Consider the following 16843-nt stretch of genomic DNA (forward strand, 5'->3'; position numbering starts at 1 on the left):
CTGCCGCAGTCGGCCGTCGGATGCCTACATCCGGCACGCCGTACCCTGGTGGTCATGGACAAGCGAGTGCTCCTGGCCAAGCCGCGTGGCTACTGCGCCGGCGTGGACCGTGCCGTCGTGACCGTGGAGAAGGCGCTGGAGCAGTACGGCGCCCCGGTCTACGTGCGCAAGGAGATCGTCCACAACAAGCACGTCGTGGAGACGCTGTCCCGGCGCGGCGCGATCTTCGTGGACGAGACCGACGAGGTGCCCGAGGGCGCGCTCGTGGTGTTCTCGGCGCACGGCGTGTCGCCGGCCGTGCACCAGGAGGCGGCCGATCGCGGGCTGAGGACGATCGACGCCACCTGCCCGCTGGTGACGAAGGTCCACAACGAGGCCAAGCGGTTCGCCCGCGAGGACTACGACATCCTGCTCATCGGCCACGAAGGACACGAGGAGGTCGAGGGCACGTACGGCGAGGCGCCCTCGCACATCCAGCTCGTGGACACCGCCGAGGACGTCGACAAGGTCGTGGTCCGCGATCCGTCCAAGGTGGTGTGGCTCTCCCAGACCACGCTCTCCGTGGACGAGACGATGGTGCGGGTGCGGCAGCTGCAGGAGCGGTTCCCGGATCTCCAGGAACCCCCGTCGGACGACATCTGCTACGCCACGTCCAACCGGCAGACCGCGGTGAAGACGATGGCGCCGGAGTGCGACCTGGTGCTGGTGGTCGGGTCGAAGAACTCGTCCAACTCGGTGCGGCTGGTCGAGGTGGCGTTGCAGGCGGGCGCGAAGGCGTCGTACCTGATCGACTACGCCCGTGAGGTCGACCCGGCGTGGCTGGAGGGCGTGACGACGGTCGGCGTGACCTCGGGCGCGTCCGTGCCGGACATCCTGGTGATGGAGCTGCTGGAGTTCCTGGCGACGCAGGGCTACGGCGACGTCGAGGAGATCACCACGGCGAACGAGAAGATCGCCTTCGCCCTGCCCCGCGAACTGCGCAAGGACATGGTCCGCTAGGTATCGCCTACTTCGATGCGAAGCGCCCCACGCCGGTCGGCGGGGGCGCTTCGTGGTTGGTGCGCTTGTCACGCCGAGCCGTCGAACCCGCCGTTCTTGGCGGCGGTGACGAACGCGGCCATCGTGCCGGGCGCGAACGTCAGGATCGGGCTGCCCTCACCCAACTTGCTGTCCCGCACACCGACCGACGCCGTCTGGACGCTGGTGCCGATCTCGACGCAATCTCCGCTCGTCGCTGATCGTGATGACTTCCGCCACGACCAGCCGATCTCGACGCACGCGCCGCTCGTTGCCGATCGGGACGACTTCCGCCATGACCAGTTGGTGGTCAACTCAACTCCCCTCGAACCTCGTGGATCATCGACGCCGACTCCGATTCGGGGAGCGCCAGCTCCAGCAGCCTGCCCACGACAGCGGCGTACTCGTCGATCTCCTCAGTATCGTCCCTGTAGCGACCGCCGATCCGATCTTCCACGTAGACGACGCCCGGATCACGTTCGATCGGGAACTCGAGGACGATGAACGGTCCGTGCAGAGCCGGATGCACGCCCACGCTGTAGGGCAGCACCCTGATCGTGATGTTCGGCCGCTCGGCCGCTTTCAGCAGGTGGTCCAGCTGTTGGCCGAGCACTTGCGCCCCGCCGATCCGCCTGTGCAGGACGGCCTCGTCGATCACGGCAACCAGCTCCAGTGGCGACTCCTCCCGGTCGAGGGCGTCCTGACGTCGCAGGCGAAGGCCGAGCTGGCGCTGGATTTCGGCTTCAGGCAGACCGGGATCGTGGCCCCGGAATAGTGCCTCGGCATACGGCTCACACTGGAGGATGCCCATGACGATCATGGCGTCGTAGGACACGATCCGGCTCGCGCCTTGCTCCAGGCCGAGGTAGAGGTCGAAGCCTGGCGGCAGGGTCATCGACTCGTCCCACTCGAAGACGGGAGCGGCGGTGCGGGCCTGCACGATCAGCTCGCGGAAGCCGGAGACCAAGTCCTCCGCGCCGTAGAACGGCAACAGCAGCTCGACGTCGGTCAGCTTCGGCAGGTTCCGGCCCGATTCGAAGTGCGTGATGCGGGACTTCGACGTGTCCAGCCGCTTCCCGGCGTCGAGCTGGCTCTTGCCCGCGTTCTCGCGCAGGCGTCGCAGCTCGAACGCGATGTAGCGGCGGAGCACCGTGGGTGTGGTCGAGAGGGCCAAGAGGAATTCCTTCACCCGATCGTAGGGCTAGACAGTAGTTGGTTACAGAGTAACCTGATCCATAGCGGTGAGTGACGAAGTAACCGCGCTGGGCAAGATTCCCACATGAGGAGTTGATCAGGTGAGCTGGGTGTCGGAAGGTGTCGTGACGAGCCTCGGGCTGAAGCTGGAGACCGGGGTTCCGGTGCACTTGCGCGGGAGTCTGGACAAGACGGCGTTCCTCACGGTGGGTGACGCGATCGAGATCGTCCTCACGCGGGAACACGTGGAGGCGTTGCGCGAGCAGACCACGACCGCGTTGGGTGACATGGCGCAGGTCGAGGCGGCGGAAACGCTCGTCTACGACACGTTCGACGCGGGAGTGCAGGCGCGGACGGCGGGCGAACGGGCGTTGGCACAGGTCGAGGCGGCCGAGCGTGCCGGAGCCACCGAGCAGGCCGAGCGGGCCCGCCGCGCAGCCCGTACCGCGATCGAGGCCGCCGACCAGGCCAGGCAAGCCGCACGAGCCGCGGGCGTGGCGATGGACTCCGCCGAGGAAGCCGCCGAGGAGGCCACGCGGGCAGCCGACGCGGCCAGGGTCGCCGGAGCGAGCGCGGAGAGGAGCGAGGAGCCCGCGTTGACCTGACGACCGGTCGCTGGGTTGGGCTGCGCTGACGGCGTAAGTGGTTGGCGGGACGGGGAAGTTCGCGTTTGCTGGAACGATGAGCACCGTGCTGATCGGGGTGGAGAACGTCGCCACCCCCAAGTGGGCCCGTCGTCGTGGTGAGACGTCGGTGAGCTTGGGCAAGGCCCTCAAGAGCCTGCCGTCGGCGGTGGGGATGGTGGTTCGGCTCGCCTGGCGCACGTCGCCCCGCCTCACGCTGATGGCGGGCGTGGTGCACGTGTTGTCCGGCGCGGTCACGGCGTTCGGGTTGTTGGCGACGGCCGACGTGTTCTCCGCGCTGCTGCGTGACGGTCCCACACCACAGCGGGTGGTGGAGGCGTTGCCCGCCCTGGCGGTGGTGGTGGGGTCGTTCGTGGTCCGGGCACTGCTCGACACGGCGGTCGCGGCGGTGGAGAGTTCGTTGCGGCCGAGGGTCACGCGTGAGGCGAACGACGAGGTGACGGCGGTGCTCGTGCGGGCACAGCTGCTCGCGTTCGAGGACGCCGACTTCCGCGAGCTGGCCCGTCAGGGCGGTCGGCGCGGTGTCCGTTCGCTGGAGAGCAGCCTCCGGTACCTGGCGGAGCTGCTGTCGGGCGGCATCTCGCTGGTCGCGGCGGTGGTGACGGTCGCGCTGCTCAACCCGTGGCTGGGTCCGGCGCTGCTGCTGGCCGCGTTCGCGAACGCCTGGGCGTCGGCGCGGGCCTCGAAGCTGCGCTACGAGCACTTCCTCGACTCGGTGACCCGCAACACCCGCAAGGGCGTGGTCGAGGAGGTCGCCACCGACCGCGACTTCGCGCTGGAACGGCACGCCCTGACGCTGCAGGAACGCCTGCTCGCCGAGCACCGGCGCATCGCGGACAGCCTGATGGCCGACGAGATCCGGATGGCCCACCGCACGAACCTGGTGCGGCTGACCGGGCGCGGGCTCGCGGGCGTCGGCACGGCCATCGCCTACGTCGTGCTGGGCTTCCTCCTGCACACCGGCGGCATGGAGTTGGCGTTGGCGGGCACAGCGGTGCTGGCCATGCGCACCGGGTTCTCGTCGCTCGCGTCGACCACGCGCGCGGTCAACTCGCTGTACGAGGACTCGTTCTACATCGACTTCTACCGCAAGCTGCTGGTCGAGGGCGCGGAACGGGCGCAGGGCAGCTCACCGGTCAAGGCGCCGGAGGACCCGGAGCGGATCACGCTGACCGACGTCTCGTTCACCTACCCGGGCGCGCCGAGGCCCGCGCTGCGGGACGTGAACCTGACCGTGGCCAAGGGCGAGGTCATCGCGCTGGTGGGGGAGAACGGGTCGGGCAAGACGACCCTCGGCAAGGTGCTGACCGGCCTGTACCCGGCGTCGTCGGGCACGGTCGCGTGGGACGGCGTCGACCTGGCCGAGGCCGACCCGCACTCGGTGCACTCGTCGATCGCGGTGATCGCGCAGGACCCGGCGCAGTGGCCGATGACCGCGCGGCACAACGTGACGGTCGGCAGGCTGGAGCGCGAGGACGACGAGGCGTGGCGGGAGGCGGTGGCCAAGTCGGGCGCGGACGAGGTGCTGGCCACGCTGCCCGCAGGGCCGGACACCGTGCTGTCCCGGCAGTTCAACGACGGGCAGGACCTGTCCGGCGGGCAGTGGCAGCGGATGGGCATCGCGCGCGGCATGTACCGGGACGCGGCGGTGCTGGTGGCCGACGAGCCGACCGCCGCGCTGGACGCCAAGGCCGAGGCGCGGGTCTTCGAAGGCCTGCGCGAGGCGACCGCGCGGCGCACCACGGTCCTGGTGACGCACCGGCTGGCGAACATCCGCAACGCCGACCGGATCGTCGTTCTCGACCAGGGCCGGATCATCGAGCAGGGCACGCACGAGCAGCTGATGGCGTTGCGGGGCCACTACTTCGAGCTGTTCGAGCTGCAGGCCGCCGCGTACCGGGGCGGGCTGCTCGCGTCCTAGGCCCGCAGACCACGACCGGGCGACGGGAGCAGGTTGCCGCCCGGCACCCGGTCGTGGGGTCCCCGCGGGATCGTGGCTGTGACCCACCCCCAAGAAGGCCACAGCCGGCGACCCGCGTGATCAGCCTGGGGCACGCCGGTACACCGCCGGTACATCGGCGGTCCAACACCCGGTGACGGTGCGACTGCGCTAGGTTCAGGACCGCCTCGGCCGTGGGGACGGCCGCGGCGCTGGGGAGTGTGCCGAGTGCTGTTCCGGGTCCTGGGCGCGGTCGACGTCGTGCGGTCCGACGGTGCGCGGGTCCCGGTCGACGCCCGGAAGCCGCGGGTGCTGCTGGCCACGCTGCTGCTGCACGCGGGCGAGTGGGTGAGCGTCGAGCGGCTGGTCGAGGCGCTGTGGCCGGAGGGCGCGCCGCCGTCGGCGGAGCAGAACACCAAGACCTACGTGTGGAAGCTGCGCCGGCTGGTCGCCGACGACCGGATCGACGGCGGCCGTGGCGGCTACCGCGTCCGGGTGGCGGACGGCGAGCTGGACGCGCACCGGTTCGAGGAGCTGGTCCGCGCGGGACGGCGGCACGCGGACGCGGGCCTGCCCCGGCAGGCCGCGTCGGCGTTCGGCGAGGCGCTGCGGCTGTGGCGCGGCGACCCGTTCGGCGACCTGGCCGGAGCGGACGTCGACACCGTCCGGGCCGGGCTGGTCGAGCGCCGGCTGACCGCGCTGGAAGGGCACGCCTCGGCGTTGTCGGCCCTGGGGTCGCACGAGGAGGCGGTGGTCGCGCTCACCGGGCTGGTCGCGCAACACCCGTTCCGCGAACGTTTGCGCGGCGCGCTGATGACCGCGCTGTACCGGGCGGGCCGCCAGGCCGAGGCGCTGGACGTCTACGACGAGGGCCGCGTCCTGCTCGACCGGGAACTGGGCGTGCGGCCGGGCGAGGAGCTGCGCCGGCTGCACCTCGCCGTCCTCAACCAGGACGTGCACCCGGCGGCCGGCCCGTCGCCGTGGGTGAGCCCCGCGCAGGTGCCCGCCGCCGTCGTCGGGTTCACCGGACGGGCCGAGCACTTGCAACGGCTCGACCGCCTCCTCTTACACGCCGACGACGACCGGCAGCCGCCGCCGATCGCCGTCGTCACGGGCACCGGGGGCGTCGGCAAGACCGCCCTGGTGATCCACTGGGCGCACCGCGTGCGCGACCGGTTCCCCGACGGGCAGCTCTACGTGAACCTGCGCGGCTACGACCCGGACCTGCCGGTCAGCCCGGGTGACGCGTTATCCGGCTTCCTGCGCGCGCTCGGGGTCGACTCGCGGGACATCCCGCAGGACTTGGACGAGCGGTCCGCCACCTTCCGGTCGCTGCTGGCGGGCAGGCAGGTGCTCGTGGTGCTCGACAACGCCCGCACGGCCGCCCAGGTCCGGCCGCTGCTGCCCGGGTCGCCGGGTTGCCTGGTGCTGGTGACCAGCCGTGACTCGCTGCGCGGGCTGATCGCGAAGGACGGCGCGACCCGCCTGCCGCTGGACCTCCTGCCCGACGCCGAGGCGCACGACCTGCTGTGCGCGTTGATCGGCGACCGGGCGGCGGCGGAACCCCGTGAGGTGGACGCGCTGGCCGAGCTGTGCGCCAGGCTGCCGCTCGCCCTGCGGCTCGCCGCCGAACTCGCCGGCGGCCGTCCTTCGTCGTCGCTGGCGGACCTCGGCCGCGAGCTGACCCGCGAACAGGACCGCCTGGACCGGCTGGACGACGACGCCGACCCCCACGCGGCGCTGAGGTCGGCGTTCTCGTGGTCCTACCGGCACCTCGGCCCCGAGGTCGCGCGGGTGTTCCGGCTGTCGGGTGCGCACCCGTGCCACGAGCTCGGCATCACCGCGATCGCCGCCCTGACCGGCTCCGACGACGTCACGGCCCGCCGGCACGTCGACGCCCTGGTCCAGGCGCACCTGGTGGAGCGCACGGCCGACGGCCGGTTCCAGATGCACGACCTGCTGCGCACCTACGCCCGCGGCCTCGCCGCCGAGCTGGACGCCGACCGGGACGCGGCGCTGCACGCCCTCGCGGAGCACTACGTCCGCGAAGCGGCGGCGGCGATGGTGCTGTTCGACCCGGTCGACCGGGCCGACCGGCGGCCCGCACCGCCCTCGACCCGCCTGACCACCCGGGACGAGGCGATGGCATGGCTGGAGTCCGAGCGGGCGAACCTCCTCGCGGTCGCCGAGCACGCGGCCGGCCACGGCGACGCCGAGCACGCCGAGCAGCTGTCCGGCACGCTGTGGCGCTACTTCCACGTCCGCGGCTACCACGACGAGTCGCTCGCCCTGCACACGCACGCGCTCGCCGCCGGCCGCAGGAGGTCGGACCGCGTCGCGGAAGGGCTCGCGCTCACCGGTTTCGGCGTGGCGTGCGAGCGGTTGGGGCGCTACGGGGAGGCGTTGCGGCACCACGAGCAGGCCGTCGCGGTCGGGCGGGAGACCGGTGACGTCAGCTTCACCGGCCGGGCACTGAAGAACCTGGGTGTCGTCCTGCGCCGCCTCGGCCGGCACGACGACGCGCAGCGGACCTTCGAGGAGGCGCTGTCCATCGCCAGGGCCATCGGGAACCGGCGCGGCGAAGCCGGCGTGCTGTGCAGCCTGGCGCTGGTGCACGAGGCGTCGGGCCGGTACGCGGAGGCGTTGCGGCACATGGAGCTGGCCATGGCGGCGGTGCCGGACGTCGACAACGACCACGCGCTGGTGAACCACCTGCAGGCCAACCTGGGGCTGGTCCACCTCGGGCTCGGCCGGCCGGAGGTCGCCGCGAAGCACCTCGGCGAAGCCCTCGCGGGCGCGCGGGCGACCGGCAACCGCGACCTGGAGTGCGAGGTGCTCGACACCCTGGGCGAGCTGGCGACCGCCACCGGCGACCTGAAGCGTGCCGTCGAGCACCACCACGAGGCGTTGGCGCTGACCCGTCGGACGGGGGACCGGCACGAGGAGGCCCGTGCCCACGACGGTCTCGCCCGCGCCTACGAGGCCTGGGGCAGGCCCGGCGACGCCCGCCGGCACCGGCTGGTGGCGACGCGCCGTGCACCCGGCGTGAACCAAGGGGTGAATGCACGGCGCTCGTCCTGAAAGGGCGCGCACGTGCCCCCTTCCCCGGCACGCGGAAAAGGGGGCAGGTGTGCCGTGCGTTATTCAGCCCGGCTCAGTACCAGGCTTTGTGGTAGACGTGGTTGTTGGTGCCCTCGACGAACACGTCGATCCGGTTCGGGCCCCAGGACACGGCCGCCGGGTTGTGCAGGAAAACGCCGCCGAGGTTTTCCCAGCCGGACCACGACGACCCGTTCCACCACTTGTGCCAGAGCCGGTTGTCGGTGCCCTTGGCGAACACGTCGAGCCGACCGGCCGACCACGACGACACCGCCGGGCCTGCGGTGATGACGCCGCCGAGGTCTTCCCAGCCCGACCACGACGTGCCGTTCCACCACTTGTGCCACAGGTGGTTGTTCAGGCCCTCGACGAAGACGTCGATGCGGTTCGGGCCCCACGACACGGCCGCCGGGTTGTCGATGAACACGCCGCCGAGGCTTTCCCACGTCGACCACTGGCCGTTCCACCACTTGTGCCACAACGCTCCGTCGGAGCCCCTGGCGAACACGTCGAGCCGACCGGCCGACCACGACGACACGGCCGGGCCTGCGGTGATGATGCCACCGAGGTCTTCCCAGCCGGACCAGGACGTGCCGTTCCACCACTTGTGCCACAGGTGGTTGTTGGTGCCGCGGCCGAACAGGTCGATGCGGTTCGGGCCCCACGAGACGGCGGCCGGGTTGTCGATGATGTTGCCGCCGAGGCTCTCCCAGCCCGACCACCCCGCGCTGGTCCACCACCGGTGCCACACGGCCGAGTCGGTGCCGCGGACGAACACGTCGAGCCGGTTCTCCGACCACGACGACACGGCCGGTCCGGAGGTGGCCACGCCGCCGATGTCGGTCCAGCCCGACCACTGTCTGTCCGTCGCCTCCGCCGCGGGCGCGACGGGTTCGGCGGCGGCCGCGGTGGCGCCCGTGGACACCACCGCGAAGAACACGGCGATCAACAACCTGCTGAATGAGGAATTCATCGGGAGATCCCCTCCAAGTCCGATGTTTAAACGTCGAACAAGAGGGAATCTAGCATCGGACCGGGCTTTCCCAATGGCTGAAAAAGCGTTGGTCCACTCCGGCCCGGGGTCTCCGCAGAAATTGTGCTTCACCCGGCCGGGTGGTCACTGAAAGTCAATTATTCTCAGGTGGGTAATACTGCTGGGCGACCCCTGTTAGTGGCAGGGGCACGGGTCAGGCCGTCAGCTCCAGCGAGGAGCCCTCGCGGGCCTTGCGCACGCGCAGCCGGGTGGGGATGCGCTGCCGCAACTCCTCCACGTGCGAGACCAGGCCGACGACCCGGCCACCGGCGCGCAGCTCGTCCAACGTGGTCATCACCAGCTCCAAGGTCTCGGCGTCGAGCGTGCCGAAGCCCTCGTCGATGAACAGCGTGTCCAGCACGGCGCCCGCGGCGACCACGTCCGCCAGGCCCAGCGCCAGGGCGAGCGACGCCAGGAACGACTCGCCGCCGGACAGCGTCTTCGCCGGCCGCTGCTGCCCCGAGTAGTCGTCCATCACGTCCAGGCCCAGCCCGCCCCTGGTGCCGCGCGGCCCGGCCTCGATCGAGTGCACGAACCGGTAGCGGCCCTGGCTCATCCGCTCCAGCCGGGCACCCGCGGCCACCGCGACCTCCTCCAGCCGGGCGGCCAGCACGTAGGTGCGCAGGGTCATGTTCTTGGCGTTCTGCCCCTGGCCGTTGATCACGTCGGTCAACGCGTCCAGCTCGGCGAACTCGGCCTCCACCGGCTCCAACCGCAGCCACGCGGCCCGCAGCTGCTCGGCCAGGTCGGCGGCGCGTGCGGCGCGCGTGCGGGCGTTCGTCAACGCCGTCGCGCCCTCGGTCGCGCGGTCGCTCGCCACCCGGAACCGCTCCTCCGCGCCCGCCACGTCGACCTCGGCGTCCGGGTCGGTGTCGGGCAGCTCGGCCAGCGTGCTCTCGGCCGCGGTCCGGGTCTTCTCCACCTCGCGGATCCGGGTCTCCAGCTCGGCGACGGCGGTGGCCGGGCGGGCGGCGGCCAGGGCGTCGGCCACGTCGGCGAACCCGGCCAGCGACGCCAGCCTCGACACCTCCAGCCGCTGGTCGGCCAGGCGTTCCTCGTGCTCGACCACGGCCGCGCGGCGCGTCGCCAGCTCGGTCACCGCGTCGGCCAGGTCGCTGAGGTGCGCCCGGCGCGTCACCACGTCCGGGAAGTCGCCGCGCGCCTCCTCCAGCCGCGCGCCACGCTCCTCGACCGCCTCCGCCAACTGCGCCCGCTGCGCGCCCGCCTCGGCCAGCTCCCGTTCCAGCGCGCCGCGCTGGTCGAGCGCGCGCTGCACCTTGGCCTCCAGCTCGGCCAGCTCCGCCTGCCTGCTCTCCAGCCGTTCGGCCAGCGCGGCCACGGACCGGTACTCGCGGTCCAGGTCGGCCGGCGGCCGGTCGCCCAGCTGCTCGCGCAGCAACGCCAGCCGCTCGCCCAGCCGGTGCGCCTCCTGCTCGGCCCGTTGACGCAGGTCGAGCGCCCGCTGGTCCTCCTCGGCGGCACGTTCCTCGTCCACCGCCGTCACGGCGTTCAGCATCGGCTGCGCGGGTGACGGGTGCTCGGCCGAACCGCACACCGGGCACTCGTGGCCCGCGCGCAGCTGCCCGGCCAGCTCGACCGCCATGCCGTCCAGCCGTTCCCGGCGGATCCGCAGCAACGTCTCCCGCGCCTTCTGCTGCGCGTCCACCGCGACCCGGCGCACCTCGTCGGCCTCCCGGAACGCCCGCTCGACGCGCGGCAACTCGACCGCGGCGGCGGCCAGGCCCGAGACCTGCGGCAACCGTGCCGCGGCCTCCACCGACTCCTCGACCGCGGCCTTCGCGGCGGCCAGCCTGGTCGGCACCTCGTCCAGCTGCGTGACCAGCGTGGCCAGCTGCTGTGACGTGGCGGCCACCTCACGGTCCAGCTGCGCGATCCGCCGCTGGTCGGCGCGCTGCCGCTCGGCGTCGGCGGCCAGGCTGGTCAGGCTGCCCGCCTCCTCGCGGAAGCGCTCGCCGTCACCGCGCAGGTCGCCGCCCCGGTAGCCGAGGACGACCACCGCGTCGGCGGCGGCCCGCTCGTGGGCGACGGCGGCGTCCAGCTCACCGGCCAGCTTCACCGCGCGTTCCTGCGCGGGCACCACGACCGCCGCCTGCCTGGCCGCGTCACGTTCGGCGACCCACGCCCGCAGGCTCGGCTCCACCTCCGCGTACCGGTCGAGGTTGCGGCGCGCCTCACGCACCCGGCGCACCCGTTCGTGCCGCGCCCGTGCCTCCTGCCAGTCCCGCTCGGCCACCGCGCGCCGGTCGGACGCCTCGGCCGCGAGCTGGTCGGCCTCCCGCTCGGCCTCGTCCAGCCGCTTGAGCAGCGAGCTGAGCCACTCCTGGTCGCCACCGCCCTCCGGCGGCTCCTCCAACGCGGCCTCGGCGACCCGCTGCACCAGGTTGCGGTGCACCTCGCCGAGCCGCACCACCTCGCGCCTGCGTTCCGCGCGGCGGTCCCGGAACCACTTCTCCACGTCCAGGAACCGCTCGGTGCCGAACAGCTTCTCCAGCAACTTCTCCCGCTCGGCGGTCTCCGCGCGCAGGAACCGGGCGAACTCGCCCTGCGGCAGCAGCACCACCTGGAAGAACTGCTCGGCGGTCATCCCGAGCAGGCCCTCGACCTCGCGGGCCACGTCGTCGATGCGGCTGTGCCCCTCGCCGGTCCACCCGCTGACCCACGTCAACGACACCTGCGCCTGCTGCCGGGTCGCGCCGTCGCCGCGCTTCTTCGGCCGCTCATACTCGGGGCTGCGCTTGATCCGGAACCGCCTGCCGCGCACGGTCAGCTCAAGCTCCACGTACGTCGGGGTGTCGCGGTCGGCGTAGTCGCACCGCAGCCGCTTCACGTCACCGCGCGCGCCGGGCACCTTGCCGAACAGCGCGAACGCCACCGCGTCCAGCAACGTCGTCTTGCCCGCGCCGGTGTCGCCGTGCAGCAGGAACAAGCCGTCCGCGCCGAGCAGGTCGAAGTCGACCTCCTCGCGCCCCGCGTACGGGCCGAACCCGCTGACCGCCAACCGGTGCAGCTTCACGACTCCCCTTCCCGGGCGGCGGCGGCGAACGCCTCGCGGAGCAGGTCCAGCTCACGCGGGTTCGGCTGGTCGCCGCGCACGTCCTCGATGAAGCAGCAGGCGATCTCCTCGTCGCCGCGGCCGCGCACCCGTTCGGCGAACCGCAGCTCACCGGTCCGCCCGCCCTCCGGCCGCCACTCCACGTGCACCGCGTGCGGGAACCGCTTCTGCAGGCGGCGCAACGCGTCCAGCGGCCGGACCCGGTCGGTCAGCGTGACGGACAGGAAGTGGTCCTCGACCGGCTCGTGGTCCGGGTCGAGCAACAGGTCTTCCAAAGCGCCGCTCACCGTCGACAGCGCACGCGGCACCGGCAGCGCACGCCGTTCCACCCCGGCCAGCCCGTCCGCGCCCAACTCGACCAGCCACACCGACTTGTGGTGCCGCGCCTCGGAGAACGAGTACGCCACCGGGCTGCCCGAGTACCGCAGGTGCTCCGCCAACGTCTGCTGACCGTGCAGGTGGCCCAGCGCCACGTAGTCGACGCCGGCGAACACCGCGCCGGACACGTCCTGGACACCGCCCACCGCGATGGTGCGCTCCGACTCGCACGGCTCCCCGCCGGTCACGAACGCGTGCGCCATCACGACCGACCGCGTGCCCGGCCGCGCGGCCAGGTCGTCCTTGATCCGCCGCATCGCCTCGGTCAGCACGCCACCGTGCCCCTTGGCCTCCACGCCCAACGCGTGCCGCGCCGTCTCCGGCTCCAGGAACGGGATCCCGTACACCGCCACCGGCCCGTGCGCGTCGGCCAACAGCACCGGCTCGTGCAACTCGGCCACGCGGGTCCGCAGGTGCAGGCCACCCGCCTCGGCGAACGCGCCCAGGAAGCCCAGCCGGGCCGCCGAGTCGTGGTTGCCCGGCGTGATCACGATCTTCGCGCCCGCCGCGCGGATCCGCTTGAGCACGCGCGAGCACACCGCGACCGCCTCCGCGTTCGGCACGGCCCGGTCGAACAGGTCGCCCGCCACCACGACCACGTCCACCCGCTCGTCCGACACGGTGTCGGCGAGGCCGCCGAGCACCGCTTCCTGCTCTTGCAGCAGGTCACGGCCGTGGAAGGTGCGCCCCACGTGCCAGTCGGACGTGTGCAGGATCAACACGTCGGCCACGCTAGGGCCGGCGCGCGCTCTGATCGTTCAAGCGACTCGGCGTGTCGCTCGAACGTGTGGTCGGACACGTGTGCGCCATGATCGGGGCATGACAGCGGTCCTCAGCACGGCGGCGGTGGTCGTGGCGCTCCTGCTCGCGGGCGCGCTGGTGTTCCTGTGGCGGCTCTACCAGGACAGCGTGCGGCGCACCGACGCCGCGCTGGCCGCGGTGGCCGCCGAACGGGAACGCGGCGACGCGCAGTGGGCGGCGTTGCAGCGCTACGAGGTGGCGTTCTCCTCGGTCAGCGGTCGTGGCGAGCTCGGCGAGAAGGTGCTGGTGGAGACGGCGCGGGTGCTCGGCCTGCGCGAGGGGATCCACTTCGACCTGCAGGTGGACGTCGCCGGCGGCGGGTCGGTGCGGCCCGACCTGGTGCTCAACGTCGGCGGCGGGCGGCGGGTGCCGGTGGACGCGAAGATGAGCATGGCGACGTGGGCCGAGGCGGTGGAGACCGACAACGCGGCGGAGCGGGTGGACGCGCTGCGCGTGCACGTGCGCAACATCCGGGCGCGTGCCGCGGAGCTGGCCGGCAAGGGTTACCAGCGGTGGGCCGACGCGATCTACGGGACGATCATGTTCGTGCCGAACGACGGCGCGGTGGTCGCGGCCCTGGACACCGACCCCGAGCTGCTGCGGTGGCTGCTGGACCGGCGGGTGTTCCTGTGCGGGCCGACCGGGTTCGCGGTGATCGCGTCGGCGGCGATGTTCGCGGTGACCGACCGTGCGCTGGCCGACGACGTCGAGCAGGTCAGGGCGGCCGCGTCACGCGCGCACCGGGCCGCGGACTCGGCCATCGACGCGGTGAACCTGTCGAGCACGCACCTGCAGCGGTTCCTGTCCGCGCGGCGGCGCGAGCTGGACGCGTTGGAGGGATTCCGGGCGGCGGTGGAGCCGTTGAGCAACGCGTCGTCCGACGTCACACCCCTGCCGGTGGTGCGGCGAACGGACGAGGCGGGCCTTGGTGCACCCTTGGACGCCCGCGAGGCGTAATACAGTGTGCCGAGACTGAGCCGAACGAGGAGTGCTGGTGACCGCTGCAACGCGTGACGACTCGCGCAGCGAGCCGGAGGACGACGAGTACTCCGCCGTCCGCTGGAACGACCGCGCCATGTTCGGCAGCTTCCGCGGCCTGCCCTGGTGGGCGGCCGTGCTGGGCACCTTCGTGGTGGCCATCGTGGGGACGTTCATCGACGTCAACTCGGCCGCGAAGACCGTCGGCTGGGTGTTCGCCATCACGTTCTTCGTGGGCTGCGTCGGCGCGGTGGTGTTCGTCGAGCGGCGCTCGATGTTCGGCCCGATCGTCCAGCCGCCGCTGGTGCTGGCGATCGTCGTGCCGATCCTGGTGGTGATGACGCAGGGCATGCCGAGCACCGGCGGGCTGGCCTCGATCGGTCTCACGCTGGGCAAGCCGCTGATCGACGGTTTCCCGGCGATGGCGATCACGACGGCGTGCACGGTGATCATCGGCATCGTGCGCGTGTCGATCCAGAAAGACCCGAACCGGCTGACCAAGGACGAGAAGCGCGAGGCCAAGCGCAAGCCGGACCAGCCCCGCCGCGCCGACAAGCCCCAAGCCGACGACCGCCCCCGCAAGCGCCCGCGCTCGGACCGCTCCGACCCCCCGTCCGACCGCCGCCGCCCAGGCCCGACCGCCGACGAGGACCGCCCCAAGCGCCCCCGCCCCCCGGCCGGCACCCCGGACCGCCCCCGCCGTCCCGCCCCACCTCGCGAAGGCGGCCGCCCCCCACGCCGCCCCCGTCCACGCGACGACGACTGATCTCGCGTCCACCCAGGTGGCTTGAGGCCTGCGGCAACCCGGCCCGACCCACGCCGCACAACGCTCAGCCTCGTGCGGTCGGTAGTGGTCGGCTCAGGACTCGTGGGCCAGCAGCCACCGCTTCACGTCCGGACCCCAGCGGAAGTTGCCGAGGGCGCCGCCCGTGCGGATCACCCGGTGGCACGGCACGAACAAGGTCGCCGCGTTGCGGGCGCACGCGGTGGCGGCGGCGCGGATGGCGGATGGTCGGCCGGCCAGGGCGGCGTGGTCGGCGTAGCTGACCGGCTCGCCCGCCGGGACGGTGCGCAGCGCCTCCCACGCCCGCTCCATGAACTCGCCACCGCGCTGGCGGACCGGGATGTCGGTGATCGCCTGCACGTCACCGGCGTGGTAAGCCCGGACGGCCCTGGTCACGACGCCCAGGTCACGGCGGTGCGCGAGCGTCGTCGGCCGCAGCGACGGCGACACCTGCGGGAGCAGGTCGTCCACGTCGGCGGTCCACCCGCTGGCCAGGACGGCGCCGTCGGCGGCGACGACGGCGGTGAAAGGGCTGATCGGGGTGTCGATGGTCGACACGTGGCCGGTGCTCACGCGGTCCTCCTCAAGTGCATCGCGGCGTACGAGCGCCACGGGCGCCACGCGACGTTGTTGCTGGTCAAAGGGATGTCCGGGGCGCCGAGCACGCGCATCACCACGTACGAGGCGACCTGCGGGCCGATGCCCGGGAACGCCGACAGCTCGGCGTGCAGCTCGTCCGCGTCACGGCCCACGTCGACCCGCAGCGTGCCGTCGGCCAAGGCCCGCGCCACCGGCGAGTCGATCGCCGACGGCGCCGGGTACAGGTGCGTCACCGGCCCGTCCGGCTGCTCCAACCGCTCACCCGGCGCGTCGTGGCCGAGCGCCCTGAGCAGGGTTTCCGCGCCGTCGACGCTGCCCGGCAGCCGCACACCCGGCCGGGCCAGGACCGACGGGCGCAACGTCGGGTCGGAGGCCAGGAAGTCGTCCACGGCGACCGGGTCGGCGTCCAGGTCCAGCAGCCGCCGCACCCGGCTCACCGCGCTGCCCAGGTCACGCAGGTCGGTCAGCCGCAGCGAGCACGACACGTACCCCGCCGCCGGTTCCAGCAGCACGGTCGCCTGGCCGTGCGCCAGCCGCAGCGACCGGGCGTAGCCGTGGTCCGTCACGTGCTCCACGCCCGGGATCGCGTGCGCCCGGAAGTACGCCAGCAGGCCCGCCGCGTCGAACGGCGGCCGGTACGGCAGCCGCAGCGTGATGCGTCCCGCCGTGGTGGCCGCGGCACGGGTCGAGCGCATCGCCGAAGGCGTGGCCGCGAACACCGCCCGGATCGTGTCGTTGAACTGCCGCACGCTGGCGAAACCCGCCGCGAACGCGATGTCGGCGAACGACAGGTCCGTCGTTTCGATCAGCAACCTTGCGGAGTGCGCGCGGTGGGCACGGGCGAGCGCCAGCGGTCCGGCGCCCAGTTCGGCGGTCAGCACGCGGGTCAGGTGGCGTTCCGAGTAGCCGAGCCGCGCCGCCAGGCCCGGCACGCCCTCCCGTTCCACCACGCCGTCGGAGATCAGGCGCATGGCGCGGGCGGCCAGGTCGGCGCGGAGGTTCCACTCCGGTGAACCGGGCACGGCGTCGGGCAGGCAGCGCCGGCACGCCCGGTAGCCGGCGGACTGGGCCGCCGCCGCGGTCGGGTAGAACTCGGCGTTGCGGCGCTTCGGCGTCACCGCGGGGCAGGACGGCCGGCAGTAGATGCGGGTCGTGCGCACCGCGAGGATGAAGCACCCGTCGAACCGGGCGTCGCGGGCGGCGACGGCCCGGTAGGCGCGTTCGTCGTCGAGGAGCATGGCACCCACTCTGCCAGCACGAACACGTCTGGTCTCGCGGGAATCGGACACGGCGTTGGAGGCGC

At 72.6% G+C, this 16843-nt stretch carries 13 protein-coding genes; 6 read left to right on the forward strand and 7 right to left on the reverse strand.

All coding sequences use genetic code 11. The annotated features are described in order from the left end of the window. The first annotated feature begins 54 nt into the window (after positions 1 to 54). Entirely contained in the window at positions 55 to 999 is a 945-nt protein-coding gene (locus tag A6A25_RS29880) for a 4-hydroxy-3-methylbut-2-enyl diphosphate reductase (protein ID WP_073895828.1), read from the forward strand. Positions 1000 to 1067: 68 nt separating this feature from the next. Here A6A25_RS29880 and A6A25_RS29885 read toward each other — a convergent pair whose 3' ends face one another. Further along, a complete protein-coding gene (locus A6A25_RS29885) occupies positions 1068 to 1331 on the reverse strand; it encodes a DUF397 domain-containing protein (protein ID WP_073895830.1) in 264 nt (87 codons plus the stop codon). Then, complete coding sequence (locus tag A6A25_RS29890; RefSeq protein ID WP_073895832.1) at positions 1328 to 2191, reverse strand: helix-turn-helix domain-containing protein; 864 nt, start codon at positions 2189 to 2191, stop codon at positions 1328 to 1330. Before A6A25_RS29890 ends, A6A25_RS29885 begins: the two co-directional genes overlap by 4 nt. Before the next feature lie 121 nt (positions 2192 to 2312). Between A6A25_RS29890 and A6A25_RS29895 the strand changes: the two genes are divergently transcribed. The 3 genes from A6A25_RS29895 to A6A25_RS29905 all read left to right on the forward strand — a co-directional run bounded on the left by A6A25_RS29895 (position 2313) and on the right by A6A25_RS29905 (position 7875). Continuing rightward, positions 2313 to 2816 carry a hypothetical protein gene (locus tag A6A25_RS29895; RefSeq protein WP_073895835.1) on the forward strand — a complete coding sequence of 168 codons (504 nt, stop codon included), beginning with the start codon at positions 2313 to 2315 and terminating at the stop codon, positions 2814 to 2816. Positions 2817 to 2892: 76 nt separating this feature from the next. Further along, positions 2893 to 4776 (forward strand): ABC transporter ATP-binding protein, encoded by a 1884-nt coding sequence (locus tag A6A25_RS29900; RefSeq protein ID WP_073895837.1) that lies wholly within the window; start codon positions 2893 to 2895, stop codon positions 4774 to 4776. Between the two features lie 246 nt (positions 4777 to 5022). After that, complete coding sequence (locus A6A25_RS29905; protein ID WP_073895839.1) at positions 5023 to 7875, forward strand: AfsR/SARP family transcriptional regulator; 2853 nt, start codon at positions 5023 to 5025, stop codon at positions 7873 to 7875. Positions 7876 to 7948: 73 nt separating this feature from the next. Here the strand turns inward: A6A25_RS29905 and A6A25_RS29910 are convergent, their stop codons facing one another. The 3 genes from A6A25_RS29910 to A6A25_RS29920 form a co-directional block, all read right to left on the reverse strand. Continuing rightward, a complete protein-coding gene (locus tag A6A25_RS29910) occupies positions 7949 to 8866 on the reverse strand; it encodes a DUF346 domain-containing protein (RefSeq protein WP_073895841.1) in 918 nt (305 codons plus the stop codon). Between the two features lie 214 nt (positions 8867 to 9080). Continuing rightward, positions 9081 to 11960 carry an AAA family ATPase gene (locus tag A6A25_RS29915; RefSeq protein ID WP_073895843.1) on the reverse strand — a complete coding sequence of 960 codons (2880 nt, stop codon included), beginning with the start codon at positions 11958 to 11960 and terminating at the stop codon, positions 9081 to 9083. Beyond that, positions 11957 to 13099: an exonuclease SbcCD subunit D gene (locus tag A6A25_RS29920; RefSeq protein ID WP_073896175.1), complete on the reverse strand. Its 1143-nt coding sequence runs from the start codon at positions 13097 to 13099 to the stop codon at positions 11957 to 11959. Before A6A25_RS29920 ends, A6A25_RS29915 begins: the two co-directional genes overlap by 4 nt. 97 nt (positions 13100 to 13196) lie before the next feature. Here A6A25_RS29920 and A6A25_RS29925 point away from each other — a divergent pair, with 97 nt between their 5' ends. After that, positions 13197 to 14135, forward strand: a complete 939-nt coding sequence (locus A6A25_RS29925; RefSeq protein WP_073895845.1) for a DNA recombination protein RmuC — start codon at positions 13197 to 13199, stop codon at positions 14133 to 14135. 37 nt (positions 14136 to 14172) lie between these two features. Further along, positions 14173 to 14922 (forward strand): DUF6542 domain-containing protein, encoded by a 750-nt coding sequence (locus tag A6A25_RS29930; protein WP_073896177.1) that lies wholly within the window; start codon positions 14173 to 14175, stop codon positions 14920 to 14922. 93 nt (positions 14923 to 15015) lie between these two features. Here the strand turns inward: A6A25_RS29930 and A6A25_RS29935 are convergent, their stop codons facing one another. Next, on the reverse strand, positions 15016 to 15513 hold the full coding sequence (locus A6A25_RS29935; RefSeq protein WP_073895847.1) for a methylated-DNA--[protein]-cysteine S-methyltransferase: 498 nt from the start codon (positions 15511 to 15513) through the stop codon (positions 15016 to 15018). Further along, a complete protein-coding gene (locus A6A25_RS29940) occupies positions 15510 to 16778 on the reverse strand; it encodes a DNA-3-methyladenine glycosylase 2 family protein (protein WP_073896178.1) in 1269 nt (422 codons plus the stop codon). The genes A6A25_RS29935 and A6A25_RS29940 overlap by 4 nt, the downstream gene beginning before the upstream one ends. Between the last annotated feature and the right edge of the window lie 65 nt (positions 16779 to 16843).

It is taken from the genome of Saccharothrix sp. CB00851 (genome assembly GCF_001905065.1).
Taxonomy (GTDB): Bacteria; Actinomycetota; Actinomycetes; order Mycobacteriales; family Pseudonocardiaceae; genus Actinosynnema.

What these genes read in the sequence shown, in the direction of transcription:
- A6A25_RS29880 (WP_073895828.1), top strand. Translation starts at nt 55, where the DNA reads ATGGACAAGCGAGTGCTCCTGGCCAAGCCGCGTGGCTACTGCGCCGGC.
- A6A25_RS29910 (WP_073895841.1), bottom strand. Translation starts at nt 8,866, where the DNA reads ATGAATTCCTCATTCAGCAGGTTGTTGATCGCCGTGTTCTTCGCGGTG.
- A6A25_RS29900 (WP_073895837.1), top strand. Translation starts at nt 2,893, where the DNA reads ATGAGCACCGTGCTGATCGGGGTGGAGAACGTCGCCACCCCCAAGTGG.
- A6A25_RS29925 (WP_073895845.1), top strand. Translation starts at nt 13,197, where the DNA reads ATGACAGCGGTCCTCAGCACGGCGGCGGTGGTCGTGGCGCTCCTGCTC.
- A6A25_RS29940 (WP_073896178.1), bottom strand. Translation starts at nt 16,778, where the DNA reads ATGCTCCTCGACGACGAACGCGCCTACCGGGCCGTCGCCGCCCGCGAC.